General features: G+C 60.5%; 19 protein-coding genes, 1 tRNA gene and 1 other RNA gene. 12 read left to right on the top strand and 9 right to left on the bottom strand.

Annotated features, from left to right (window positions below):
• Positions 1–113 precede the first annotated feature (113 nt).
• Positions 114–1,784, bottom strand: a complete 1,671-nt coding sequence (locus QP934_RS03075) for an alkaline phosphatase D family protein (protein WP_419126773.1) — start codon at positions 1,782–1,784, stop codon at positions 114–116.
• A gap of 352 nt (positions 1,785–2,136) precedes the next feature.
• On the opposite strand from QP934_RS03075, the gene QP934_RS03070 reads away from it, so the two are divergent.
• Both QP934_RS03070 and QP934_RS03065 read left to right on the top strand, forming a co-directional pair.
• Positions 2,137–2,931, top strand: coding sequence for a serine hydrolase domain-containing protein (locus tag QP934_RS03070; RefSeq protein WP_284788868.1), 795 nt, complete (start codon positions 2,137–2,139; stop codon positions 2,929–2,931).
• 475 nt (positions 2,932–3,406) lie between these two features.
• A complete protein-coding gene (locus QP934_RS03065) occupies positions 3,407–3,820 on the top strand; it encodes a hypothetical protein (protein ID WP_419126772.1) in 414 nt (137 codons plus the stop codon).
• A gap of 69 nt (positions 3,821–3,889) precedes the next feature.
• Here the strand turns inward: QP934_RS03065 and QP934_RS03060 are convergent, their stop codons facing one another.
• Together QP934_RS03060 and QP934_RS03055 are read right to left on the bottom strand one after the other, a co-directional pair.
• Entirely contained in the window at positions 3,890–4,675 is a 786-nt protein-coding gene (locus tag QP934_RS03060) for an HAD-IIA family hydrolase (protein WP_049377740.1), read from the bottom strand.
• A complete protein-coding gene (locus tag QP934_RS03055) occupies positions 4,672–4,965 on the bottom strand; it encodes an acyl carrier protein (RefSeq protein WP_284788867.1) in 294 nt (97 codons plus the stop codon). Before QP934_RS03055 ends, QP934_RS03060 begins: the two co-directional genes overlap by 4 nt.
• 27 nt (positions 4,966–4,992) lie before the next feature.
• Between QP934_RS03055 and QP934_RS03050 the strand changes: the two genes are divergently transcribed.
• Complete coding sequence (locus QP934_RS03050; protein WP_284810955.1) at positions 4,993–5,991, top strand: alpha/beta fold hydrolase; 999 nt, start codon at positions 4,993–4,995, stop codon at positions 5,989–5,991.
• A 113-nt stretch (positions 5,992–6,104) separates the two neighbouring features.
• Here QP934_RS03050 and aceE read toward each other — a convergent pair whose 3' ends face one another.
• On the bottom strand, positions 6,105–8,852 hold the full coding sequence (gene aceE, locus QP934_RS03045) for a pyruvate dehydrogenase (acetyl-transferring), homodimeric type (RefSeq protein ID WP_419126771.1): 2,748 nt from the start codon (positions 8,850–8,852) through the stop codon (positions 6,105–6,107).
• Positions 8,853–9,189: 337 nt separating this feature from the next.
• Here aceE and QP934_RS03040 point away from each other — a divergent pair, with 337 nt between their 5' ends.
• A complete protein-coding gene (locus QP934_RS03040; protein WP_005324380.1) occupies positions 9,190–9,588 on the top strand; it encodes a DUF3052 domain-containing protein in 399 nt (132 codons plus the stop codon).
• Between the two features lie 68 nt (positions 9,589–9,656).
• Positions 9,657–9,729, top strand: a tRNA-Val gene (locus tag QP934_RS03035).
• Positions 9,730–9,934: 205 nt separating this feature from the next.
• Here QP934_RS03035 and QP934_RS03030 read toward each other — a convergent pair.
• Together QP934_RS03030 and QP934_RS03025 are read right to left on the bottom strand one after the other, a co-directional pair.
• The gene (locus QP934_RS03030; protein WP_419126770.1) at positions 9,935–10,942 is read right to left on the bottom strand and encodes an SURF1 family protein; all 1,008 of its coding nucleotides are present in this window, start codon (positions 10,940–10,942) and stop codon (positions 9,935–9,937) included.
• A gap of 10 nt (positions 10,943–10,952) precedes the next feature.
• Entirely contained in the window at positions 10,953–11,444 is a 492-nt protein-coding gene (locus QP934_RS03025; protein WP_337888901.1) for a low molecular weight protein-tyrosine-phosphatase, read from the bottom strand.
• 95 nt (positions 11,445–11,539) lie between these two features.
• Between QP934_RS03025 and QP934_RS03020 the strand changes: the two genes are divergently transcribed.
• The 5 genes from QP934_RS03020 (at position 11,540) to QP934_RS03000 (ending at position 16,411) form a co-directional block, all read left to right on the top strand.
• Positions 11,540–12,679, top strand: coding sequence for a Nif3-like dinuclear metal center hexameric protein (locus tag QP934_RS03020; RefSeq protein ID WP_419126769.1), 1,140 nt, complete (start codon positions 11,540–11,542; stop codon positions 12,677–12,679).
• Positions 12,680–13,396: a zinc ribbon domain-containing protein gene (locus tag QP934_RS03015; protein ID WP_239273529.1), complete on the top strand. Its 717-nt coding sequence runs from the start codon at positions 12,680–12,682 to the stop codon at positions 13,394–13,396.
• Positions 13,396–14,526: a bifunctional RNase H/acid phosphatase gene (locus tag QP934_RS03010; RefSeq protein ID WP_419126768.1), complete on the top strand. Its 1,131-nt coding sequence runs from the start codon at positions 13,396–13,398 to the stop codon at positions 14,524–14,526. The genes QP934_RS03015 and QP934_RS03010 overlap by 1 nt, the downstream gene beginning before the upstream one ends.
• Positions 14,527–14,541: 15 nt before the next feature.
• An RNA gene (rnpB, locus tag QP934_RS03005) (RNase P RNA component class A) lies at positions 14,542–14,991 on the top strand.
• A 25-nt stretch (positions 14,992–15,016) separates the two neighbouring features.
• Positions 15,017–16,411 carry a ribonuclease catalytic domain-containing protein gene (locus QP934_RS03000; RefSeq protein WP_340418672.1) on the top strand — a complete coding sequence of 465 codons (1,395 nt, stop codon included), beginning with the start codon at positions 15,017–15,019 and terminating at the stop codon, positions 16,409–16,411.
• 12 nt (positions 16,412–16,423) lie between these two features.
• On the opposite strand, the gene QP934_RS02995 is transcribed toward QP934_RS03000, so the two are convergent.
• Positions 16,424–17,698: a galactokinase family protein gene (locus QP934_RS02995; RefSeq protein WP_419126767.1), complete on the bottom strand. Its 1,275-nt coding sequence runs from the start codon at positions 17,696–17,698 to the stop codon at positions 16,424–16,426.
• Positions 17,699–17,957: 259 nt separating this feature from the next.
• On the opposite strand from QP934_RS02995, the gene QP934_RS02990 reads away from it, so the two are divergent.
• The gene (locus QP934_RS02990) at positions 17,958–18,146 is read left to right on the top strand and encodes a hypothetical protein (RefSeq protein WP_049377728.1); all 189 of its coding nucleotides are present in this window, start codon (positions 17,958–17,960) and stop codon (positions 18,144–18,146) included.
• Between the two features lie 59 nt (positions 18,147–18,205).
• Here the strand turns inward: QP934_RS02990 and QP934_RS02985 are convergent, their stop codons facing one another.
• Positions 18,206–19,942 (bottom strand): CYTH and CHAD domain-containing protein, encoded by a 1,737-nt coding sequence (locus QP934_RS02985; protein WP_340418674.1) that lies wholly within the window; start codon positions 19,940–19,942, stop codon positions 18,206–18,208.
• Between the two features lie 134 nt (positions 19,943–20,076).
• A complete protein-coding gene (locus QP934_RS02980) occupies positions 20,077–21,135 on the bottom strand; it encodes a DUF2786 domain-containing protein (RefSeq protein WP_337887850.1) in 1,059 nt (352 codons plus the stop codon).
• Between the two features lie 192 nt (positions 21,136–21,327).
• On the opposite strand from QP934_RS02980, the gene QP934_RS02975 reads away from it, so the two are divergent.
• Positions 21,328–22,665 (top strand): glutamine synthetase family protein, encoded by a 1,338-nt coding sequence (locus QP934_RS02975; protein WP_337888895.1) that lies wholly within the window; start codon positions 21,328–21,330, stop codon positions 22,663–22,665.
• Position 22,666: the final 1 nt, after the last annotated feature.

Below are 22,666 nucleotides of genomic sequence, written 5' to 3'. Positions count from 1 at the left end.
GCGGGCGAGTGATAGGTAGTGAAATTCCCCAGAGAGGGTCTTTCACTATCTCTATCGAAGGTGTACTACTCGTTCGTTAACACCGAGTACCTGTCATGTGACAGAACTTACAACTACTTGGTGTAGCCCTCACCCGGGCGCCAGGTCATGGTCACGGCCTCGCGCACCGGGGACTTGGCGGTGAGCAGATTATCTACGCGCAACCAGTGCATTTCCGCCGAATCCGGGCGCACGGTGACATAGCTGTAGCCGTGGTGGTCCAGATCCACGTGGCGGGTGTGCGGGTTGGCGCTCATCAAGTAGCGCTCAGCCAGCTTGGACAGCTCATTGCCCTCCGGCAGCTTCAGCTGCTCGTTCACGTTGGGTGCAGACACGGAGGCGCAGACCATCTCGGCGCCAAAGATGCGGCCGTCCTTGCTGATATTGTGCGCCCACTCGGAGTGGATATCGCCGGTGACAAAGAGGGTGTGGGAGTCGTGCTTTGAGAGGGCGTCGATAAGCAAGCGGCGCTCCGCCGAGTAGCCATCCCACTGGTCCCCATTGACCGGAATACCGGTGATATTGGAAGACAGCGAGGATGAAACCGGCTTGGTCTTGTCATCTTGTTGCAGGGTAGCCAGGTTCATGGGGGAGAACATGACGGAATTGCCCAGCATATTCCACTTGGCAGAAGAGGTCTCAATCTTATTGAGCAGCCAGTTGTACTGCTCGGAGCCGAGCATCGTGCGGCCTTCAGCGGCCATCTTGCGCGGGCCAAAGCGCACCTGCTCATCGCGGTAGGTGCGCAGGTCCATCATGGTTAGCTCCACTAGGTCACCGAAGGTCAGGCTGCGGTAAAGGTGGCCCTGCTCGGATGGGTTGGTCGCACGCACCGGCATCCACTCAAAGTAGGCCTGCATCGCGGCCTTGCGGCGGTCCAGGAAGGCTCCTTCTTCACCTTCGGTGTGGTTCTCGGCGCCCTCGCGCCAGTTATCGTTGGCTACCTCGTGGTCATCCCACACCACGACCCACGGCAGCGCACCGTGTGCGGCCTGCAGGTTTTCATCGGTGCGGTAGCGGCCGAGGCGGATGCGGTAATCCTCCAGCGAGATAATCTCGTGCGCTGGGTGGTGCAGGCGCACCGGGCCATAGCCGGCGTACTCGCGCTGCGGATACTCGTAGATATAGTCGCCCAGGAAAATCATGTAATCCAGCTGATCCGCGCGGCCGCGCTGGGCAATATCGCCATAAGCATTGAAGAAGCCGGACTCCCAATTGGCGCAGCTAGCCACGCCAAAGGTGAGCTCCTCCGGGGAGGCGCTCAGCGCCGGGGCGGTCTTGGTGCGGCCGACGGGCGAGTACTTATCCTGCGCCTTAAAGCGGAAGAAGTAGACGGTCTCCGGCTCCAGGCCGTGCGGGTCCACGTGCACGGTGTGGTCCTTGCGGGCGTCTGTGGTTACTTCTCCCCGCTTGACGACGTCCCCGAACCCCTCATCCTTGGCAATTTCCCACTCCACCCGGGTGGCTTCGCCCAGCCCGGATCCCGGCATGGCATCGGCATCCGGGGTCACGCGGGTCCACAGGATGACCGAGTCCGGAATCGGGTCGCCAGAAGCCACGCCGTGGAGGAAGGGCCGCTCGCCCAGCTTCGGCTCCACCATGTGCTGCTCCACGCGTGGCGAGAGGCTGCTTTGGGCATTGGCGGCTGCACCGGACAAAGCGATGGCGGCACCGGCCGTGCCCGAGGTCTGCAGGAAGCGGCGGCGATTAACTGCGCTGCCCGTGTTCTTAGAATCATTAGACATGGTTGAAAGTTTTCTCATGTCTAATGGGTGTGCAACCGTTTCCTGCCCGATTCCATAAAATGTTCTTGTTGTTTTAACCGGTGGTTTACTTGGGCGGCCGCCTGTGGGCCTGACGCGTCTGGCGGCTGGGCGGTTTCGAGGGGCTTTCGCCGGCTTCTGTGGCTTAGGTCCAGTCTGATCGGGCTGATTTGAGGTCTTTAGGGCTGAATTGAGGGGTCCATTCGCTCAGATCGGCCCGATCACCTTGGACCTAAGGTGTGCGGGACCCAGTAGGCCAAAGGAGTGACCGGCTCGAGAAGGCGCGCCCAAAGCGGTCCAGTCCTTCCGAATGCGGCTCAGTAGGCTAGAGGGTATGAGTGAATTTAGCCAAATTAGCCAGTGGCCCGCGGATACGGTGGCCGGAGCCTTACTACACCAAGGTGAGGTGGCAGAAACGGTGGGGGATACTGCCCGCGAGTTTCCGGTGGCATCAGTGACCAAGCTGGTTGCGGCCTACGGTGTGATGCTGGCCGTGGAAGAAGGCGCGGTGGAATTGAAGCAGCCGGCTGGTCCGGAGGGCTCCACTCTCGAGCACCTGCTTGCCCACGCCTCTGGCATTTCCTTTGACTCCCGGGAGCCGCAGAAGCCAGTGGGCGAGCGCCGCATCTATTCCTCGGCCGGTTATGAGTGGGCCGCGGATACCGTGGCCGAAGCTACGGGCATGGACTTTGCCGAGTACCTGCGCGAAGGCATATTGACCCCGCTGAGCATGAAGTCCACCCGGCTCGAAGGCTCGGCCGGCCATGGCCTGGTTTCCACAGTGGAGGACCTTGCGGCCTTTGCCGCGGAAGTTCAGGACCCACAACTCCTGCACCCCTCCACTGTGGCCGACATGCGCCGCGTTCACTTCAATGGATTGCGCGGCATTGTTCCGGGCTACGGCAGCTTCAAAGACTGCACCTGGGGCCTGGGCTTTGAAATCCGCGGCGATAAGGAACACTGGATGGGCTCCTTGCCTGCCGACGCCGTCGGTCACTTCGGCATGTCCGGCACCTACCTCTGGGTCGCCGGCGACTATGCCATGGTTGCGCTCACAAACCGCGACTTTGGCGAGTGGTGCAAGCCCCTCTGGCACGATACAAATACCGCCATCTGGAATTCTTTGTAATCTGCTAGCTGTGGCGGAGCGAGCACCTTCCACTGGGGGAAGTGGCGCGGTGGAAGGCTCCCCCGTGGGGCGGGGAGAAGCCGGGGAATTTCGTGCGAAAGGAGGCCATCCTGCGCGTGAAACTGGCATGAGCGCATGGCCGGCTGTTGCGTGAGAGCCTAGTTGCGCTTTCCGGTGCGTGAGCAGGGCTTCTGTCGCCTGCCGTCAAGGAGGGTAAGAATTTTCTCAGCAAACTCCAAATCTCACATTTGTAACATTGGTTTCACCTGCAACTTTAGCCCCAGTCTGTACCTAGGGTTGAGGTTTAGCGAATGGGGGTTGAAGTGAAAGTTGAGGGTTGTAGGGAGGGCTGTGACGCAGGAAAATTGGGAGCAGACGCATCAGACAGTTCGTTGGGGAAGACGAAGCTCGTCTTGCATCGCGCCGGGCCGGCAGGCCTCGTGCGGTGGTGATCTATGTCGAGGGAGAATCGGCTATGAATACGTGCGTTAACCCTGCGCCGGTTGAACAGCCGGCCTCCACCTCCACGTGGCCCTCCGTCAACGGTGGCGCCACCGTGGTCACCGGTGTGCTCAAGATTTCCGGGATGCCGCGCACGCTGCGCTCGGAGATTGAACACGCCATGGATCGGTGCATCCGTACCGAGTCGGAATTTATCATTCCGGGCGATGACCCACTGACCGCTCAGTGGTGCACCCGCTGGTTCCGGGATGGGCTTTCCATAGCGGCGCTTGCCCAAGGCGGTAGCGCCTGTGCCAACGCAGGCAGCGGTATCGGCTGCCACCAGGTGCTTACCGGCACCCGCGAGGAGCTGGACGCGCTTGATTGCGTCGTGCGCTATCTCGCGCAGCGCCACGGTTTTACTGCTGCCGTGCGCCTGCCACAATAAGCGCACAAAGGGGCTGGCCAGCCTAAGCTGGGTCAGCCCCTTTGAGCTGCGGTGAGCATGCAGCGCGGCTTAGTTATCCTCTGCGAACGGATCTAGGATCTTATCGGGCAGTTCGGCCACGGATTTCAGCACGGCAGAAGGGCGGTACGGGTAGCGGGAAATTTCTCGGTCATCGGAGATACCGGAGCGCACCAGCACCGTGCGCATGCCCGCTTCGAGACCCGCCTTGACATCTGTGTCCATGCGGTCACCAATCATGACCGTGTGCTCCGAGTGAGCACCAATATGATTGAGCGCCGAGCGCATCATGACCGGATTGGGCTTGCCCACGTAATAAGGCTCGCGGTTGGTGGCGGCGGTAATTAGCGCCGCCACGGCGCCGGTGGCCGGCAGTACACCCTCAGGAGCCGGGCCGGTGACATCCGGGTTGGTGGCGATAAAACGTGCGCCATTGCGAATGAGATTGATGGCGTTGGTGATGGCTTCAAAGGAATAAGTGCGGGTTTCACCAAGCACCACGAAATCTGGGTCATCGTTGGTGAGGATCCAACCTGCCTCGTGCATGGCGGTGGTCAGGCCGGATTCGCCCACAACGTAGGCCTTGCTGGAGCTTACCTGGCTGGAAAGAAAGTTCGCGGTAGCGGTAGCGGAGGTCCAGATGCGCTCAGCGGGAATGTCTAGACCAGTATTGCGCAGGCGTGCAGATAGGTCCCGCGGGGTAGACATGGAGTTATTGGTCAGCACCATGTACTCGATGTCATTGTCTTTAAGTGCCTGGATAAATTTATCGGCGCCAGGGATCATCTCACCTTCTTTGATGAGCACGCCGTCCATATCGGATAGATAAGAAATCATTGGTTATCCTCCACATATTCGGCGATATCGCCGATGGTTTCGCAGTTGAGCATCGTTTCCTCAGAAAAGCGCACCTGGAAGGCTTCTTCCGCGCGCACGGTCAGCTCCACTAGATCTAGCGATTCGACGCCAATATCCTTCAGCCGCGTATCCCGGCTCAGATCTTCCTCGGTCCCGGTGACCTTGTGGATGAGTGCGATGAGCTGGTCGAGAGTATCTCGCTCCGGCTCCTTGTCCGGCGCACTCGCATTGAATTTTGCCTGCAATTGGGCACTGAGGTCGTTTGCCATGCCCACCAGTCTAGTATTGATTGCGTTATGGCATTGAGAAAACGTTCTTCCGTTGTGGCGCGTAGTTGGCTCAAGCGCCTGCGCCCCTCGCACCGCGCCGAGCTAGAAAAGCTCTATGGCGGATTGCATGATCCCTCTACCGAGCCGGGGCTTACCCACATCAGCGCGTCCGGCACCGTGGACCACGATGGCCTAGACATTGCCTGGTATGAAGTTGGCCAGGAGGACGCCCCGGTGACGGTGGTCTTCATCCACGGCTATTGCCTGTCCTCAGAAGCCTATTATGACCAGGCCAATTACCTGCGTGGCCGCAATGTGCGCGCACTCTTGGTGGACCTGCGTGGGCATGGGCAGTCCTCCACGGTCGACCCGGAAGAGTGCACCGTTGACGCGGCTGCCGACGACGTCCTAGCCGTCATCCGCGAGCGCGCTCCCCGCGGCGACTTGGTCATCGTGGGCCATTCCCTGGGAGGCATGGTTGCCTTGAATCTTATCCGCCGTGCGCCGACCGAGGTTTATGGGCGTATCAAGGGCGCGTTGCTGATTTCTACCTCTATGCGCCGCTTTGCGGCCAAGGGCGTGGCCCAGATTTTGCAGTCCAAGTCCCTGCACGCGCTCTACCGCCTGTGCCTGCGCTTGCCCGGCCGCGTCGATAGCGCCCGCTTTGAAGTTGCTCGCTTTATCGCCCCGCTTTTTGCCGTGACCTTGGCCGGCTTTCCCCAGATGGAGAAGTTGCAGTTCCACGTTGCCATGCTTCTCGATACCCCCTTGGCCTCCTATTCCGGTTTCTTCGACGATCTTCTGGAACATTCCGAATACGGCGCCGCCGAAAGGCTAGCGAAGCTCCACGGCGAGGTAGTGGTGGGCACCGCCGATATTGTCACCCCGCGGTCGCAATCCGAAGTCCTGTGTGAGAATTGGCCCGCCGCGAGCCTGCAGACAGTGGAAGGCTCAGGACACATGGTGATTCTCGAAGATCCTGAGGCTATCTCCACGGCCCTCGGCCGCGTCCTCGACGCGATTTAAGCTGGCCAGCCCCAGAGCACTTCTTAGTGCACGCAAAAGGCGCCGCGGCGGGAAGCCGGCGGCGCCTTACTTACAACACACTGGTGCGGGTCTAGCCCGCACCAGTGCGGGGGTTAGTCCTCGATGTGGGTGGTAGCGGTCGGATCATCCAGCTTGAGATCCTTGGCTGCCTTCTCCACTACGGAGCGCTCAATCTTGCCCTCGCGAGCCAGGCCGTCGAGTACGGCGACGACGATCGACTCGGCATCGATGTTGAAGTAGCGGCGTGCGCCTTCGCGAGTATCAGAGAAGCCGAAGCCATCCGCACCCAAGGTGATGTAGGTACCTGGGACGTATGGGCGGATCTGCTCCTGCAGCTCGGTGGTGAAGTCAGAGACGCCAACGAACGGACCCTCGTAGCCCTTGAGCTGGGAGGTAGCAAATGCCTCGGTCGGCTCCTCACCCTTGCGCAGGGCCTCCTTATTGCGGCGGGCACCGTCGCGGGCCAGCTCGTTCCAGGAGGTGACGGAGAAGATGGAGGCCTTGACATCGAAGTCGTCGGCAAGCAGCTGCTGCGCGCGCAGCGCTTCATGCACGCCCACGCCGGAAGCCAAGATATTGGCAGCAATGGAGCCGCCCTCAGCGGTGTTGAAGTGGTAGATGCCCTTGTGCAGGCCCTCCACGTCCAGATCCTCCGGCTCGGCCGGCTGGTGCACCGGCTCGTTGTAGACGGTGAGGTAGTACATGATGGCTTCGTTGTCCTCGCCGTACATGCGCTCAATGCCGCGGGTGACCAAGTGGGCAACCTCGTAGCCAAAGGCCGGGTCATAGGAAACTACAGCCGGGTTGGTAGCGGCCAGGACAGGGGAGTGGCCGTCCATGTGCTGCAGGCCCTCACCGGTCAGGGTGGTGCGGCCGGCGGTAGCGCCGATAATGAAGCCGCGGCCCATCTGGTCACCAGCTGCCCAGAAGGCATCGCCGGTGCGCTGGAAGCCAAACATCGAGTAGAAGATGTACAGCGGAATCATGGCTTCGCCCTGGGTGGCGTAGGACGTAGCTGCCGCGGTGAAGGAGGCGGCGGCACCGGCCTCAGAAATGCCCTCGTGCATGATCTGGCCGTCGGTGGCCTCGCGGTAAGAAAGCATCAAGTCGTGGTCAACCGGCACGTAGTTCTGGCCGCGTGGGTTCCAGATCTTCATGGTGGGGAACCAGGAGTCCATACCAAAGGTGCGGGCCTCGTCCGGAATGATTGGCACGACGCGCTTGCCCAGCTCCTTGTTGCGCATGATCTCTTTAAAGGTGCGCACCAAGGCCATGGTGGTAGCTACTTCCTGCTTGCCGGAACCCTTGCGCACGGAGCGCAGCTTGTCCAGCGCCGGTGCCTCGAGCGGGGTGAAGTCCTCACGGCGCTCCGGCAGGAAGCCGCCGAGCTCTTTACGACGCTCCAGCATGTACTTGATCTCCGGGGAATCCTTGCCCGGGTGGTAGTACGGCGGCAGGTACGGATCCTTTTCCAGCTCCGCATCGGAGAATGGAATCTCCTGCTTATCGCGGAAGCGCTTCAGGTCATCCAGAGTCAGCTTCTTCATCTGGTGGGTAGCGTTGCGGCCCTCGAAGTTGTGGCCCAGACCGTAGCCCTTAATGGTGTGTGCCAGGATGACGGTTGGCTTGCCGGTGCCCTTGTTCTCCAGCGCGCGGGCGTAGGCGGCGTAGACCTTGCGGTAATCGTGGCCGCCGCGGCGCAGTGCCCAAATCTCATCATCGGACATGTCCTCTACCAGCTTGGCTGTGCGCTCATCGCGGCCGAAGAAGTGCTCGCGCACATAGGCTCCATCGTTCGCCTTGAAGGTCTGGTAGTCACCATCGGAGGTGGTGTTCATGACGTTAACCAGGGCACCCTCGGTGTCCTTTTCCAGCAGCTTATCCCAGCCGCGGCCCCAAATAACCTTGATGACCTCCCAGCCGGCGCCGCGGAAGAAGGACTCCAGCTCCTGGATGATCTGGGTATTGCCGCGAACCGGGCCGTCAAGGCGCTGCAGGTTGCAGTTGACCACGAAGGTGAGGTTATCCAGCTCGTAGAGGGATGCAATCTGCAGCAGGCCGCGGGATTCTGGCTCGTCCATCTCGCCATCGCCCAAGAAAGCCCATACGTGCTGCTTGGAGGTGTCCTTGATGCCGCGGGTCTCCAGGTACTTATTAAAGCGTGCCTGGTAGATAGCGTTAATCGGGCCCAAGCCCATGGATACGGTGGGGAATTCCCAGAACCATGGCATCAGGCGCGGGTGCGGGTAGGAGGGCAGGCCCTCGCCCTCACCGCGGGAGACCTCTTGGCGGAAGCTGTCCAGATCCTTTTCAGTCAGGCGGCCTTCCATGTATGCGCGCGCGTACATGCCTGGGGAAGCGTGGCCCTGGAAGAAGACCTGGTCGCCGCCGGAAGGATCATCCTTGCCCTTGAAGAAGTGGTTCAGGCCGACCTCATACAGCGGGGCAGCGCCTGCGTAGGTGGAGATGTGTCCGCCCACGCCAATGCCCGGACGCTGTGCGCGGTGTACCATGATGGCTGCGTTCCAGCGAATCCAGCGGCGGTAGCGCTTTTCCAGCTCCTCATCACCTGGGAACTCCGGCTCCATGGTGGTGGGGATGGTGTTGACGAAGTCCGTAGACGTCAACGACGGCACCTCAACGCGTTTCGCGGTAGCGCGCTCGAGCAGGCGCAGCATCAGGTAGCGTGCGCGCTCCGGATCGGAGTGGTCCAGCAGACCATCGAGGGAGTCCATCCACTCGCGGGTCTCTTCTGGATCACTATCGTGAAGATACGATGCAACGCCGTCGCGGATGAGGGGGAAGTTGGAGTCGCCCTGGTGGGCGTCCTTCTCGGCCATTTAAACCTCCTATTTAAGGGTCTGCACAGTTTGCTTACTAGGATACGCGCTCACAGATCCACAGTTGTTGTGAAGTCCGACTTAAGGGTACGTGCGGTACGTTACATCGCCATAACCAGTATTTTTGTAAAATTTGGTGGGGCAAAAGAGGGTAGTTTGCTAACTCTGTGGAGTCAGCTGCGCTGGCGGAAGGGCCTGCAAAATGGGGGAATTGTGGCCCTTAGGCGGGTAAAGGGGGCCGGTGGGCGTTAAAATACTTCTATTAAGCCGCGATTTGCCCGCAGGATGTGGGCGATACGCGGACCAGACATTCACTAAATTAGGAAGGAAATGCATAGTGGCTGACGCTGCAGTCAAGCTCGGAATCAAGGAAGGGCAAATCGCCCTGGAGCTTGGTTGGGACGAGGATTGCGACACCGCGATCTCTGAATCGATCGAGGCCGTGCTCGGCGATGACTTCTTGGAAGAAGAAAATGACGAGCTGTGCGATGTAGTTCTTCTTTGGTGGCGCGAAGAAGATGGCGACCTTGTGGATGGACTGGTGGACGCGAGCCGCCCGCTGGCCGATAACGGCGCAGTCTGGCTGCTTACCCCGGGTGCCGGCAAGCCGGGAACCGTAGAGCCTGGGCTCATCTCTGAGTCCGCTCAGCTGGCAGGCCTAGTGCAGACCAAGGCGGAGCGCCTAGGTGAGTGGCAAGGCTCGTGCTTGGTGCAGCGCGGCTACACCAAGAAGTAGGGCGTTACCTGCCGATTTGTGTTGCTTTAGCAACCTGCGCTACTGTTTCTAACAGCGCAAGAGCGCATGCGGCTTTAGCTCAGCTGGAAGAGCAATTGGTTTACACCCAATAGGTCGGGGGTTCGATCCCCTCAGGCCGCACAAGATAGACCGCCTCTCGGATTGATTTCCGAGAGGCGGTCTTTTTGCGTTGGTGGGCTTAGCCGGCTGGGAGGGTTGAGGGGTCAAAGCCTCGAGGGCCAATTTGTGGCCACGTTATGCCCCAAGAGGAGAGGCATAACGCATTAACGTGGCTGCTCCTTTGGGCCTAGGCGGATGTGCAGGCAACGGCCTAGGCAGAGAGTAGCTAGTAGCGCTCGCGGCGGCGCTTGTTCAGCTTGGCGTAGTGATCCGGCTTCGAGTCGCCGTAGCGGGAGCGATTGCGGCGGCCGGCGGCATGCGAGGAGGACGCGGCGGGAACGGCCGTGGCGGCATCGGTGGCGTCGTCAGGGACCGCGTGGACATCGTGCTGGGAGGCCGCAGGGGACGGGGCTTTTACGGGTGCGGAGCCTGAAGCGGAGGCGTCCTCGGGCTCGGATGGGGTTGAGGCATCGGCGTCGAGGGCGGCGAGGGCCTCTTCCTCCTCGCGCAGGCGGCGGCGCTCACGGATTTCGGACCATACGAAGTAGCCCAAGCCCAGCGGGGCCATGATGCCGAAGGCAATCCACTGGTAGCCGTAGGAGAGGTGGTTGCCGCGGTCGAGCTGCGGGATCGGCATGGGGTTGAGCACGCCGGGCTGGTCGGCGGAGAGTTGGATGTAGTCGTGGGCCAAGGGGGCGTCGATAAGCGAGGCAATCTGCTCCGTATGGATGGAGTAGACCTGCTGGTAGCCCTCTTGCTTAATGGGGGCGGACTGGTGCTCGGCCTCGTCGGCGCGGATCATGCCGGTGAGAGTGGTCTCGCCCGAGGGAGCATCAGGGATATCTGGCACGGCGTTGGCCTCGCCGGCCTTGACCCAGCCGCGGTTAACCAGGATGGTCAGGCCGGAATCGGTGCGGAAGGGAACCAGAGATTGGTAGGACGGACCGGACTCGACCGGGCGCAGGCGCAGCAGCACCTCATCCTGCGGCAGGTACTGGCCGTGGAGGGTGGCGCGGGACCACTCATCGTCCTTGATGGCGCCGTTGCCATCCACGAGGTCTTCCACCGGCTGGGGGTCAGCTTCATAGGCGTGGGTGATGAGCTCGTTGCGTTCCACAATGTCATCATCCTTGCCCAGCTGCCATGGGGCGAGGACAGTAAAAGCAAGGTAGGAAAAAGCCACCACGAACAGCAGCAGTAGAACCCAACCCGGCTTAAGGAACGTCTTTAGCATGGGGCCTAGTTTAGTCGCGGTTAGCGCGAATCCAATCCAGCAGGCCAGGCACGGCGGCCTCGATATTCTTGCGCGTGGTTTCAAAATCCGCTGCGGAACCATAATAGGGGTCTGCCACGTCCGCGTCCTCCGGGGAGTTGGGATCGAAGCTGCGCATCAAGCGGATCTTGTCCGGGTCGATGCCGCGCTCAATAAGGGCGTCGCGGTGGCCCTTGTCCATAGCAATGAAGAGATCAGCATCCATATGCTCTGCCCCTAGCTTGGACGCGCGGTGGGAACCGCCATCGTGGCCGCCGCGGCGCAGTTCGGCAACTGCGCGTTCGTCCGCGCCCTGGCCCACATGCCAGCCGCCGAGGCCGCAGGAATCTACGGTGGCGACGAGGTCTAGCATGTCCTTTTCCATTTCATCGCGCACGATGATTTCTGCCATGGGGGAGCGGCAGATATTTCCGGTGCAAACAAAAACGAGGTAGAGGCCGGAGCGGGTATCGGTCTCGGACATGCGGAAAACCCCTTCGCGCGAATAGTACTGTGGTGCGGAAGATAGGATATAGCAGTAGTAACTATTCCATGAAACGAGCATAAAGGAGCACCTCCATGTCCGCTGTGAGCGTGGGCGATGTCCGCCGCGTACTCGATGAGGCCTACCCGCCGCACCTGGCGGAAAAGTGGGATGCCGTGGGGCTTATCTGCGGGGATCCGGCCGCAGAGGTAAAGCGGGTGGCTTTCGCTTTGGACTGCACCCAAGCGGTGGCCGAGCGCGCGGTGGAGCTCGGCGCGGACATGCTCGTGGTTCACCACCCGTTGTTGCTGCGCGGGGTGGAGTCTGTGGCGGTCGATACGCCCAAGGGCAAGGTAGTGCACACGTTGGTCAGCAATGGTGTTGCGCTCTTTGCGGCCCACACCAACGCGGATAAGGCGCGGCCGGGCGTCAACGACAAGCTCGCGGAGCTGGTAGGCATCAACCCCGGCCGGCCCATCGTGCCGGAGCCCCAGGGCGTGGATAAGTGGGGCGTGCACGTGCCGGTCGCCGCGGCCGAGGAGGTAAAGCAGGCGCTTTTCGACGCCGGCGCGGGCCACATCGGCTCTTACTCCCACTGCTCCTTCGATATCGCGGGCACGGGCCAATTCCAGCCCGAGGAGGGAGCTGACCCGACCGAAGGCGAGATCGGCGCGCTGCACCGCGGCGAGGAACTCCGTGTCGAGTTCGTCGCCCCAGCCGCACTTCGCTCCTCTTTGCTGCAGGCTCTGCATACCGCCCACCCTTATGAGGTGCCGGCCTATGACATCACGGAAACCGCCGGCCACCAGGACCTGGATGAGGCGCTCGGCCTGGGGCGTGTGGGAGAATTACCGCAGGAGATGACCCTGCGTGAGTTCACCCAGCACGTGGCTAATGCCCTGCCGGAGACCGCCTGGGGTATCCGCGCCGCCGGCGATCCAGATCAGAAGGTGCGCACCGTGGCCGTGTCTTCCGGTTCGGGAGATTCTTTCCTCTCCGCGGCCGCGAAGCTAGGCGTGGACGTGTATGTTACCTCGGATCTGCGCCACCACCCGGTGGATGAGCATCTGCGCGCCGGCGGCCCGGCCGTCATCGATACCGCCCACTGGGCCAGCGAATTTCCGTGGACGGCCCAAGCGCGCGATATCGTAGAGAATGCTTTAGAACTGGATACGGAAATTATTAGCCTGCGCACCGACCCGTGGACTATCTCTGCGCACCCAAAGGAGTCATAAGTGAAACTATCGCAAGAACTACAGCCGGTACTGCTGGAGCTGGCCAACCTGGAACGCTCGCAGGGCCATGGCGCAAAGAAGGAAATCCCGGAACAAGCCGAGTATGACAAGGCTAAGGAGGAGCACAAGCGGCTGCTGGATGCCTCCGGTTCTGCGCAGATGGCCGTCGATGACATGGAGACCGAAATCCTGCGCATCCAGGCCGATGAGCGCAAGCTGCGCCAGCGCGAGCGCGATGATAAGCGCCAGCTCGGCGCCGCAGTGGACCCAGAAACCCGCAAGGATCTGGAGCACGACCTCTACGCTGCCAAGTCCCGCATCGCAGATCTCATGAGCGAGCTGCAGGAGGCGCATAACGAGGTGCACGCGCTGCGTTCCAACCTGGATGTCCACGGCGCGCGCGTTTCCGATTCCGAGCGCAAGCTGGAAAAGCTGCGCCGTGCGGCCGAGGCGGCTAAGGAAGCGGCCGCCAATCAAGAAGATCCGGCCGTGCGCATCGGCGAGCTGCGCGATCAACTGCCCGCCGGAGTGCTCAGCGAGTACGATACCCAGCGCGAGGAAAATGGCGTAGGCGCTGCCCAGTTCAAGGCCAACCGCGCCTGCGGCGGTTGCTTCATCGTCTTGCCGCCGGCCGAGCAAAACGCTGTGCGCAATGCCCCGGCCGATGAGCTGCCGCAGTGCGGCGATTGCGGCTCCTACCTGGTGCGCCTGGTCTAATGAAAGTCATCATTTACGCCGATGGCGGCTCCCGCGGCAACCCCGGAGTAGCCGGTTCCGGCACCGTTATCTATGACAGCAGCGGTCAGCGCATCCTGCGCGAAATTGTCTACGTGGTAGGAACCAAGTCCACCAATAACGTCGCTGAGTACAACGGCCTGCTGCGCGGCCTTGAAGCCGCCACCGAGCTGGGCGCTACCGAGGTGGAATTCCACATGGATTCCAAGTTGGTGGTGGAGCAGATCAACGGCCGCTGGAAGATCAAGCACCCTGATATGCAGAAGCTGGCCCTGTGCGCTCGCGAATACATCAACGGCTTTTCTTCTTTCAGCCTGGACTGGGTACCGCGCGCCAAAAACAAGGTGGCAGACGCCCTGTCTAATGACGCCATGGATGCCGCGGCCGCCGGGCACCCAGAAGGCATTGTTGCTAACGAAGAAGACTCCGAGTCAGCCCCAGCCGCGGAGCAGGACACCACCGCGCCGCACCCCACCGATTGGCTGGGGGATCGCGGACCTACCACTCGCTTTATCTTGCTTCGCCACGGGCAGACGGAGATGTCGGCCGCCAAGCAGTACTCCGGCCGCGCCAATCCGGGCCTTACGGAGCTCGGACAAAAGCAGGCGCTTGCTGCTGCCCAAGCGCTTGTCGGCACCTACTTTGATGCCATCGTCTGCTCGCCCCTGCGTCGCTGCCAGGAAACTGCAGCGGCCGTAGCCAATGGCCGCGATATCGCGGTAGAAACCGTCGAAGGCCTCATCGAGGTGGACTTCGGTGCGTGGGAAGGCAAGACCGCAGCCGAGGCCCACCAGCGCGATCCGGAACTCCACGAGGCATGGCTGCATGACGCGAGCGTCGCCTGTCCGGGCGGCGAATCGCTGCAAGCGGTCAACCGCCGCGTGCGCACCACCCGCAAGGAGCTCCAAGAGCGCTTCGCAGGCAAGGCCGTGTTGGTGGTTAGCCACGTCAACCCAATTAAGTCCTTCATCCGCCAGGCGCTCGATGCCGGCCCAGCCACCTTTGGTCATCTCTTCTTAGACCTGGCGGCCATTTCCCAGGTGGAGTTCTGGGAAGGCGGCTCTATGGTGCACGGATTTAACGATGTGGGCCACCTGGCAGGCCTGCGCTAGAATAAGGAACGCGAATGAGCCGGCCGGGTGATCGCGTCGCTTCAAACGGGTAGCCACGTGCTGCCGCGTGGGCGCCGAGGAAAGTCCGGACTCCACAGAGCACGGTGGTTGCTAACGGCAACCCGGGGAAACCCGCGGGCAAGTGCAACAGAAAGTAGACCGCCTTGTGCCTCCGCTTGAGCTTCGGCCCAAGTTGGAGCAGCAAGGTAAGGGTGAAACGGTGCGTTAAGAGCGCACCAGCACCGTCAGTGATGGCGGTGGCTGGGTAAACCCCACCGGGAGCAAGGCATCACGGCCCCGCCACGTTGCGGGGCCCGATCAGGCGTTTTAAGGCTGCTCGCTCGAGCCTGAAGGTAGCTGCTGGAACCAACTGGCAACGGTTGGTCTAGATGGATGTTCACCGCGCGGTGCTTCCCAGGGAGTGCCGCGATTAGACAGAATCCGGCTTATAGGCCGACTCATTCGCCCTACTACGTTTATGGTGGTGGGCATGAAGCTCTATGCCGCCCCGCTTGATTTCCGCGCCATTGCCACAGAATTTTCGGTAGCCACCGATTTTCCGGCCGAGGTCACCGCCCAGGCCGCCCGCGCGCAGGACCGATACGCCGACTCGCGCCGCGACGCCCGCGAAATTCCCTTCGTGACCCTGGATCCCGCCGGCTCCATGGACTTGGATCAGGCGGTTTACATCGAAGAACGCGAGGGCGGATACCGCGTCTACTATGCCATCGCGGACGTTGCTGCTTTCATTGAGCCCGGCAGCGAGCTGGAGCGCGAATCTTTCCGCCGCGGCCAGACCATCTATCTTCCCGATGAACCCGCGCGCCTGCACCCGCCCGAGCTTTCGGAGGACCGTGCCTCACTGTTGCCTAAAACCGATAAACCAGCCGTGCTGTGGACCTTTGATTTAGATGACGCCGGTGAGGTGGAGTCTTTCCACGTCGAGCGCGCGCTGATTTACTCCCAGGCCCGCCTGGATTATGAAGGCGCGCATGCGGACCTCGCGGCCGGCAAGCTCCACCCATCTATTGCTTTGCTGCCGGTGGTCGGCAGGCTGCGCCAGGAATCCTCCCTGCGCCGTGCGGCCATTTCCTTGCGCCTGCCCTCCCAGCGCGTCGTGGAAAATGCTGACGGCACCTTTGAGCTCATCATCGAGCCGCGCTATGAGGTCATGGACTTTAACTCGGAGATGTCTTTGCTTGCTGGCATGTGCGCTGGGCGCCTCATGCAGGAAGCTGGCGTGGGCTTCTTGCGCACCCTGCCCGCGGCCGAGCCGGAGCACGAGCGTCAATTTCGCGCCGAGGTGCAGGCCCTAGGCTTTGCGCTTGGCGACGCCCCCATTCCCCAATTCCTCCTCACCGTCGACGCCGATTCCCCGCGGGGTATGGCTGTTATGCGTGAGGCCCAAAGCCTTTTGCGGGGCGCCGATTATGCGTGGCTAGGAGAACAGGAGGCGCAGGTGCATGCCGGGATAGGCGGCTATTATGCACACGTGACCGCGCCGCTGCGGCGCCTGTCCGATAGGTTCGCCACTGAGGTCTGCCTAGCCCTATGCGGCGACTACGAGGTTCCCGGCTGGGTGGGGGAGCGCGCCAAGGACGTCATTGGCGCAATGCGCTCTACTTCGCAGCTTGCCTCCCAGGTGGATAAGGCCTGCCTTAACCTCACCGAGGCTACCGTGCTGCACCCTTGGCTCGGCACCAATTTCCCGGCCACCATTGTCAGCGGCGATTCGAAGCGGGACAAAGCTCGGATTTTTGTCCCGGAGCCACCCGTCTTCGCCCAATCTGTAGGCGCGCCAGAAACCGGCAGCGAAACCACCGTCTCGCTGGTGACAGCAGATACCGATTCGCGCGAGGTGCTCTTTGCGTGGCCTGCTGATTAGCCGGAGAGGCTACTAGCTTTCGCCGCGCGCGGCCTCGCCTGGCTGCAACTCGACTATGAGCAGGCCGTCTTCCGCCAAGTCGGCCGCAAAGTTGTGCGCGCTTTTCGCCGGCACATAAGCGATGACCGCGTTCGAGGTGCCGGCATGCGCCGAGCGACCCGCTACGGCGCCGCGGACCGTGACCAGCTCGGCGAGCTTTTCCGCCGAATCCAAGCCGTAGATATTGGCCAAGGAAGACTGCGACTGTAACAGGATAGGGAAGAGCTCCGCGCCGCGGTGCGAGCGCAGGAAGCGAGTGAACTTTTCTACGCGCTCAGTTTCTTCCTCATAAAAGGCCATCCACTCCGTGGCGGCGCTGATACTCGGGCGGCCCTCCTCGCCGTAGACCTTGTGGACGGCTTTGAGCCAATCAAGGACGCGCTGTTGGGCGTCTGGAAGCAAGCGCAGCGAATCGGTGCCAAAGGAATGGCAGGCATCATCAATAAAGCGCTGGCGCTGGCGGATATCGGCGATAGCCTTTTCCTCCTGCGCGGAAAAATCTTCCGGCACCGCCACTGCGAAGGCAGCTATCTCGCGACCTACAAGGTGCGGGGCGTGGGTGACAGAACCATCGGCGTAATCCATGATGCATACGCCCTCACCCGTGCTGCGCAGGGCTGCGCTGTGGCGGGCACGCAAAGGCGGCCGCGCACCAAAGGTAGTAACGGCCTGGGTGCATACATCCGCCACCCGGGCCCTTAGCGGCGCATCCAGGTCCGCATCGGCCCCCATGAGGGCCAGCGCTACCGCGACATCCGCGGCGGCATCTGCACCCAAACCCGCACCTTCCGGAATATCGGAGGCGATGGTGATATCCGCGCCGGCTGTCTCACGAGAGAGCAACTGGCGGTTAATCATCGTGTGGACGATGCCACCCACGCGAGCGGCCAGACCTCCTTCCGGTGCCGGTGGAATGATTGGCTGTCCCTCTGCATCCGTGGTGGGTTGTTGCGCTGTTGCCAGCTCTGCGAGCGCTTGCAGGCTAATCGAGTCATGAGCAGTCTCGCCCTGAGATGGGTGGAAATGTACGGCCACCACGCCGTCGGTGCGCGGGCCTACCGCCGCTGCAGCGCGCAACTTTCCCACACACATGGCAACAATGCCGCCGAAGTGGTCAATATGTTCACCAATAAGGGACCACGTTGCCGGTGCGCTGGCGGTATGCGTTGGAGCGCTGCCCGTGAGTTCAGTATGTGCTTGGGCGGCGCGCTCGGCTACAGGCTCTGCAGGCGTTGACCACAGTGGCATGGGTGCTAAAGCTCCTTTTCCAGGTTCTGGGACCAGTAGTCTTCATTGCCCCACACACGCGGTGGTGCGTTTAAAGCAACGAACGCCCGCCACTTATGTGCGCGGTGGCGGGGAGTACGACATGGATTCGTATAAAAGAATTGTGCTGCCCCACATTCTAGCGGGCATCGGTGAGACAGCGTAGGTAGTGTGGGCACAAGCCATATCAGCGGCAGCACTTAGCCGGTGCCGCTGATGCAACGACTGAGAGGATAGTTTCATGAGCGATGCAGACCAGAAGTGGTTCTTTGATCCCGCCACTAAGGAAGTCAGCCAAGGCAAAACTTCTGGCTGGGAAAATCGGATGGGCCCGTATGACACCCGCGAAGAGGCAGAAAATGCCATCGAAATCGCCCAAGCCCGCAATGATGCGGCAGATGCCGCAGACAAAGAGGATGACTGGAAGTAAATAACCTCCAGCCATCTTTTTCTACGCCGTGTTTCCCAGTAACTGTCTGGGAAGCGCGGCTACTTTAGTTTCTTACGCAGCGGCTTAAACGCCGCCTTGATGTCCTTGAAAGACTCGGCGTAATCGTCAAGAGCCTTGAGACCAATGGTTCGCTCGCGCTGGTAAAGCAGGCCGTAGCCAAAGGTATTCTCCCCACGACGGCGAGCGGACTCTGCCAGCTCGAGCAGCTTATCGCGCGAAGTCACCGAATCCTGGAAGTCACCGAGCACCGACTGCATCTGCTTGCAGGCCTTGTAGAGGCGCTTGGTCTTGAGGTTGGTGGCAGAACCAGCTGCTTCAGCTGCATAGCGCAGCTTCTTTGCTGCCTTGCGCATATCGTGGAAATAATCCTCGCGCTCGTGCAGGGACAATTCCTGGTTATCCCAGTTCTCCACGGCCTTCTTATGGCGCTTAACCAGCTTTTTATAGGCCTTTTCAAGGTGCTGCGCCATTACGGTATCCATGTCGGCGGACTTGTCCTTGGACTTCTTTTTCTCCGGCTTGTGCTCGGACTTCTCCGCAGCAGGCGCGCTGTCCTCGCTGGATTCGGTAGGGGTAGCGGCGTCCTCTTCCGCAGAGGACTGCTCCTCCGTCTCCTCCGCCTCGCTTGCTGCCGGAACGGACTCCTGCTGCTTATCGGCCGTTGGCGGGTCTGCGAGCAGCCGGTCAAGGGACTCCAACAGCTCTAGGTAACGCTCGGAATCAAGGGCTGCGATAACGCGACGGTGCGCACGGCGGTAGGCGGCGCCCATATCTTGTGCAATGTGCTCGCGGGTGGAGTCATCCAAGGTGTCAGAATCTTCGGACTCCAACAGCTTCTGCCAGCGCTCTTCCACAACTTCCGCATCGCGAGCAACGCCCAAGATGCCGGCGAGCTCCTTGAGCTCGGCTTCAATTTTTTCGATTTCTGGGCCGACCACAATGCCGTGAAAGGTCTGAAGGTGGCTGCGCAGCTCGCGGGTAGCTACACGCATCTGATGCACCGAATCCCACTCATCGCGGCGCACACGTGGATCATAATCAACCAGCTTGTCGCGGTTAGCTTGCAGCGCGGTGATCACGGCGGCGGCAGGGGAGTCCGAGTCCACGTCCGGCGTTACCAAGGCCGGGGGAAGCGGGGCGTTGGCATAAGAATCACCCAAGGCCGATTTCAGCTTGGATGGGGAAGAAGATACGCGAGCGCCGGCACCGATGAGAAGAGAGGTAGCACGGCGAATGAACTGCGTTCCTTCCTCGGTACCAGGTAACTCACCCGCGAGCTCTACTTCCCACTCGCGCCACGACTGCTCCTGGCCACCAGGAAGGAAGGAAAAGGCGGTGACGTGGTCATCGCAGAATTCTGCTACCGGCTTATTATCGGTATCCGCTAGGACCATCTCGGTACGCTTGTTGTCTACCTGAGCAATTGGGGCGAGCTCATTGTGGCGGACAATTGAGCGGACCTGGTGGAGAAGCCCCTCAGGTACTTCGTAGCGGCCATCTACAGGTTCTCCCAGTTCGGCGTGGATTTCAGTGCGGCCAGCCTCGCTAGGAATCTTGATATGCCAGCCATCATCATTGCCACCGGTGCGGCGGCGGAGGGTGATCTTTGCGTGGGTGAGGCGGAGGTCTTCAGTGTCGTAGTAGATGGCGGATAGTGCGTGGTGGCGCGTGTCCGCAACGTGGTCAACTCCCTCAAGGCGGGTCAGTTCAGGGAGCTGAGTGGACTCGGCTACGGAGAATTTCGCTTCAACTTCGAGAAAAGACTGTGTAGACATTCACGTACCTTCTACTTTCTAGACCTAATCAATCTCATCGGTGATCTTACCTGTAATGACCTCGTTGTGGTGCCAATTTTCGCCCCCGTTCGCTAGCAGGGAACGGGGGCGGAGATGCGTATTGAACAGGGAAATTACCGTGTAATTTCTGGAACTGAACCGAGCCCTGAGGCGTCTCCTCCTAAGTGAGATTTATCGGCAGCGGCAATGCCATCGTTGATGCCGTGCAGACTGTTCATTGATAGTGACATCTCTGAGAGATTGGGGAAGAGACGGTTGCGGGTATCGATGGCGTGATCGGTGCGTGCTTGCAATGCGGGAAGGGTTTGGGTGGCTACAGTCTCTGCATGGTGTGAGCAATACTGAGACTCACGCAGGTTTTCAGCAATTCCGTCCTCATTGGCTTGGGTGAGCAATTCACCGATGCGGGCTGCATAAGACAGACGGAAGCTGCGGCGATAAGCGGCAGTGGAATTAGTAGCGCGGGCGATTTCCGCTCCATCGCCGTTACGCATAAACCAGTCGCATTGGCGGTTGAGGGAGGCAAAAAGGTCGGCGCAATGGGCGGCATCGGCAGGAGCGCCAATCACACAGGCTAGACCTTTGTCATGGATGAGGAGCGTGGTGCATCCATTGGCGTCGGAGATGGTGCTGAGCAGGGAAGCCTGGTGCTTGATGTAGGGCGGGTGAATGTGCACGCGATGAGAAATGAGATCAGGGAGCTCGGATGTAAGCAGATCCTCGATGCGATACTTCTGTTGCAGGGACTGCGCTTTAGAAATAAGAACCTCGGCCTCGTCTTCAAAACTGGTGGACTCAGCCTTGCGTAGAAGGCCTAGGACCTTTGCACGAATTTTGCGTTGTTTATCGCTAAGTCCGTCTTCTCGCAAGGATTCGCCAGAGGCCAAAAGTTCAGTATCGCGTAACCTAGGCAGATGAATTAGCTCTTTAATAATGGCGCGCAGCTTATCGCGCGGAATGAAATTTTCTTCCGGCGGTGCCATTTGTAGCCAAGCCTTGCGTAAGGCAGGGGAGGTAATCCGTGCCGGCACATGAGGGCTAGCACGGTAGATAATGGGATAGGCGTGTGGGCCTAAGACGTGTTCTAAGTCCGCCGGCGCCCAGCCTTGTTGTGCGGCGGTGATGAGGCGTTCGATTACGTGAGCAGAAAGGTCATCGTAGTGGGTGGCCATAAAGATTCGTCCTTTAAGAGGTGTACGTGTGTTCGCTTGCCCACTTAGCAAAGCATGCGCTGAAGCTTGCTCCTGGCGGAAAGGCCCCCTCTAGATACCCCCTAGATACTCTTGCGACCTGCGCTTTTCTCCCTGGAAAAACTGTCGCATGAACTGTACATCCCTCGGAGGTAAGCCGGTAAAGTCTAAGGCATGAATAGCCAACACGAATTTGTCCTACGAACCGTTGAGGAACGCGATATCCGCTTTATCCGCCTGTGGTTTACGGATATTTTGGGTGCCCTCAAATCCGTGGTCATGAGCCCGTCCGAGCTGGAATCGGCCTTTGAAGAAGGTGTTGGCTTCGATGGTTCTTCCGTGGAAGGGTTCTCCCGTATATCTGAGTCTGACACCATCGCCCTGCCGGATCCCTCCACCTTCCAAATTTTGCCCTTTGATATGGATGAGCCGGACCTGCAATCGGCCCGCATGTTTTGCGATATCGCCCAGCCAGATGGCCAGCCCTCCATGGTGGACCCGCGCCATATCCTGCGCCGCCAGGTCACAGAGGCCGCCAACGATGGATTTACCTGCATGGCCTCGCCAGAAATCGAGTTTTATCTTTTCGAGCGCGGCCGCGAACTTACAGACTTGGTGCCCACGGACAACGGCGGTTACTTTGATCAAGCAACGCACGATACCGCCCCGCTTTTCCGCAGGAAGGCAATGTTAGCGCTGGAATCGCTGGGAATTGCCACGGAGTTTAGCCACCACGAAACCGCGCCAGGCCAGCAAGAAATTGATCTGCGCCATGCGGACGTGCTCACCATGGCCGATAACATCATGACCTTCCGGCACGTGATCAAGCAGGTGGCCACCAATTCCAAGGTACGCGCCACCTTCATGCCTAAGCCCTTCGAACATTTGCCGGGCTCTGGCATGCACACCCACTTGAGCCTTTTTGAAGGCCAATCCAATGCTTTCCACGATCCGGATGATGAATTCTCTTTGTCCCAGACCGGCCGCCAGTTCATCGCCGGTATCTTGGAGCACTCCACGGAGATGTCCGCGATTGTGAACCAGTGGACCAATTCTTATAAGCGTCTGATGTTCGGCAACGAGGCGCCGGGCGCAGCCACCTGGGGAGTATCGAATCGCTCCGCGTTGGTCCGCGTTCCCACCTACCGGCTTACCAAGGAAGAATCGCGCCGGGTAGAAATCCGCTCCATTGATGCCTCGATGAACCCCTACCTGGGGTATGCGGTGCTATTGGCAGCAGGCCTGCGAGGCATCCGCGAGGGCTACGAGCTTGATGATCCGGCCGAGGACGATGTCCACCAGCTCACCCGCCGCGAGCGCCGGGCAATGGGCTATAAGGATCTACCCACCAGCTTGGATCAGGCCTTGCGAGAATTTGAAAAATCCGAGTTCATGGCAGAAGTCTTGGGCGAGCACGTCTTTGAGTTCTTCCTGCGCTCCAAGTGGGATGAGTGGCACCACTATCAGAGCCAAATCACCACCTTTGAGCTGCGCAATAACCTGGACTTCTAGG

The organism is Corynebacterium sp. MSK122, from assembly GCF_030229435.2.
Classification (GTDB): Bacteria; Actinomycetota; Actinomycetes; order Mycobacteriales; family Mycobacteriaceae; genus Corynebacterium; species Corynebacterium marquesiae.
Note: the sequence above shows the minus strand (reverse complement) of the source record. Positions and strands in the feature narration are given on the sequence as shown.

Coding starts and splice junctions, on each gene's coding strand:
- QP934_RS03075 (WP_419126773.1), bottom strand. CDS start 1,784: ATGTCTAATGATTCTAAGAACACGGGCAGCGCAGTTAATCGCCGCCGC.
- QP934_RS03070 (WP_284788868.1), top strand. CDS start 2,137: ATGAGTGAATTTAGCCAAATTAGCCAGTGGCCCGCGGATACGGTGGCC.
- QP934_RS03065 (WP_419126772.1), top strand. CDS start 3,407: ATGAATACGTGCGTTAACCCTGCGCCGGTTGAACAGCCGGCCTCCACC.
- QP934_RS03060 (WP_049377740.1), bottom strand. CDS start 4,675: ATGATTTCTTATCTATCCGATATGGACGGCGTGCTCATCAAAGAAGGT.
- QP934_RS03055 (WP_284788867.1), bottom strand. CDS start 4,965: ATGGCAAACGACCTCAGTGCCCAATTGCAGGCAAAATTCAATGCGAGT.
- QP934_RS03050 (WP_284810955.1), top strand. CDS start 4,993: ATGGCATTGAGAAAACGTTCTTCCGTTGTGGCGCGTAGTTGGCTCAAG.
- aceE (WP_419126771.1), bottom strand. CDS start 8,852: ATGGCCGAGAAGGACGCCCACCAGGGCGACTCCAACTTCCCCCTCATC.
- QP934_RS03030 (WP_419126770.1), bottom strand. CDS start 10,942: ATGCTAAAGACGTTCCTTAAGCCGGGTTGGGTTCTACTGCTGCTGTTC.
- QP934_RS03025 (WP_337888901.1), bottom strand. CDS start 11,444: ATGTCCGAGACCGATACCCGCTCCGGCCTCTACCTCGTTTTTGTTTGC.
- QP934_RS03020 (WP_419126769.1), top strand. CDS start 11,540: ATGTCCGCTGTGAGCGTGGGCGATGTCCGCCGCGTACTCGATGAGGCC.
- QP934_RS03010 (WP_419126768.1), top strand. CDS start 13,396: ATGAAAGTCATCATTTACGCCGATGGCGGCTCCCGCGGCAACCCCGGA.
- QP934_RS03000 (WP_340418672.1), top strand. CDS start 15,017: ATGAAGCTCTATGCCGCCCCGCTTGATTTCCGCGCCATTGCCACAGAA.
- QP934_RS02995 (WP_419126767.1), bottom strand. CDS start 17,698: ATGCCACTGTGGTCAACGCCTGCAGAGCCTGTAGCCGAGCGCGCCGCC.
- QP934_RS02990 (WP_049377728.1), top strand. CDS start 17,958: ATGAGCGATGCAGACCAGAAGTGGTTCTTTGATCCCGCCACTAAGGAA.
- QP934_RS02985 (WP_340418674.1), bottom strand. CDS start 19,942: ATGTCTACACAGTCTTTTCTCGAAGTTGAAGCGAAATTCTCCGTAGCC.
- QP934_RS02980 (WP_337887850.1), bottom strand. CDS start 21,135: ATGGCCACCCACTACGATGACCTTTCTGCTCACGTAATCGAACGCCTC.
- QP934_RS02975 (WP_337888895.1), top strand. CDS start 21,328: ATGAATAGCCAACACGAATTTGTCCTACGAACCGTTGAGGAACGCGAT.